At 42.7% G+C, this 1,412-nt stretch carries 8 tRNA genes and 2 pseudogenes; 9 read left to right on the top strand and 1 reads right to left on the bottom strand.

Annotated elements, in window-relative coordinates:
* The 9 genes and pseudogenes from O3658_RS10525 to O3658_RS10565 form a co-directional block, all read left to right on the top strand.
* Nucleotides 1-73, top strand: a tRNA-Met gene (locus tag O3658_RS10525).
* A 13-nt stretch (nt 74-86) separates the two neighbouring features.
* Nucleotides 87-160: transfer RNA gene (locus O3658_RS10530), tRNA-Ile, on the top strand.
* A gap of 11 nt (nt 161-171) precedes the next feature.
* Nucleotides 172-261 (top strand) — tRNA-Ser (locus tag O3658_RS10535).
* 10 nt (nt 262-271) lie between these two features.
* Nucleotides 272-345, top strand: a tRNA-Met gene (locus O3658_RS10540).
* Nucleotides 346-348: 3 nt separating this feature from the next.
* Nucleotides 349-421, top strand: a tRNA-Phe gene (locus O3658_RS10545).
* A 14-nt stretch (nt 422-435) separates the two neighbouring features.
* Nucleotides 436-506: transfer RNA gene (locus O3658_RS10550), tRNA-Gly, on the top strand.
* Between the two features lie 36 nt (nt 507-542).
* A tRNA-Ile gene (locus O3658_RS10555) sits at nt 543-616 on the top strand.
* A 6-nt stretch (nt 617-622) separates the two neighbouring features.
* Nucleotides 623-710, top strand: a tRNA-Ser gene (locus O3658_RS10560).
* 171 nt (nt 711-881) lie between these two features.
* Nucleotides 882-1,088: pseudogene (locus O3658_RS10565) on the top strand (transposase); the annotation flags it as partial.
* A gap of 180 nt (nt 1,089-1,268) precedes the next feature.
* On the opposite strand, the pseudogene O3658_RS10570 reads toward O3658_RS10565, so the two are convergent.
* Nucleotides 1,269-1,412, bottom strand: a pseudogene (locus tag O3658_RS10570) (IS110 family transposase); the annotation flags it as partial.

The raw sequence follows: 1,412 nt of genomic DNA on the forward strand, positions 1-1,412 counted from the left end.
GCGGTGTAGCTCAGCTGGCTAGAGCGTCCGGTTCATACCCGGGAGGTCGGGGGTTCGATCCCCTTCGCCGCTATAATGATCTTGTTGGACCTTTAGCTCAGCTGGTTAGAGCTCTCGGCTCATAACCGAGTGGTCGTAGGTTCAAGTCCTACAAGGTCCATTAAATACGATGGAGGATTACCCAAGTCCGGCTGAAGGGAACGGTCTTGAAAACCGTCAGGCGTGTAAAAGCGTGCGTGGGTTCGAATCCCACATCCTCCTTTATTATTAACGCGGGATGGAGCAGCTCGGTAGCTCGTCGGGCTCATAACCCGAAGGTCGTAGGTTCAAATCCTGCTCCCGCAATAAGGCTCGGTAGCTCAGTTGGTAGAGCAATGGATTGAAGCTCCATGTGTCGGCGGTTCGATTCCGTCTCGCGCCATATTTCTTATATATGCGGGTGTAGTTTAGTGGTAAAACTACAGCCTTCCAAGCTGTTGTCGCGAGTTCGATTCTCGTCACCCGCTTTGAACATTTTGTTCATTTACCAAGTTATTTAACTTGGGCGCGTAGCTCAGGTGGTTAGAGCGCACGCCTGATAAGCGTGAGGTCGGTGGTTCGAGTCCACTCGTGCCCATTAATAGGAGAATTACTCAAGAGGCTGAAGAGGACGGTTTGCTAAATCGTTAGGTCGGGTAACTGGCGCAAGGGTTCGAATCCCTTATTCTCCGTAGTTGAAGAGCTTAAAAGCTCTTTTTTTGTTTTAAAAGGCTCTTTCTCAACTGTAGTGGGTTGAATAAAAAGTGCTCTTTTCTATAGTGGATTGAACTTAGAGTAGTACAATATAGATTCTAAAACATTTTTAGCAGTCTTGGTGTACTGTTCTAGATTCATTATACTATATTATAGATAATGCAAGATTCCATAGAATGGGCAAGCTAGAGCTCTTATGTGAAGAATTTGGGCATAAACTTTTACCACTTCCTCCCTACTCACCTGAGTACAATCCTATAGAGAAAACATGGGCTCATATTAAAAAGCATCTCAAAAAGGTATTGCCAAGTTGCAATACTTTTTTCGAGGCTCTTTTGTCCTGTTCTTGTTTCAATCGACTATACCATTTGTCAAGTATATCAAGGGTTTTAAGTAAAAAAAGAGATAAGACAGTAGCTATTCTGAGGTTACTGTCTTATTTTTACCACTTATTGATCCATAAAAGGGCACGCTAAAAAACACCTCATCTGGTATTTTTTGAAACAAGATGTTATAATAATATGGCATAGATGATCTTATCGATTTTGGGTCAAAGAGTAATCGTAAAGTTTGTTATGCGTAATGAGGTAATACATTGTTCGAATGAGACGATGTATAGAGGCAATCGCATGTGGCTTGGTTGAAGCTATTGTCGATTGTCTTTTTCGTTTCTCATAAAA

It is taken from the genome of Streptococcus sp. 27098_8_69, from assembly GCF_041432445.1.
Classification (GTDB): Bacteria; Bacillota; Bacilli; order Lactobacillales; family Streptococcaceae; genus Streptococcus.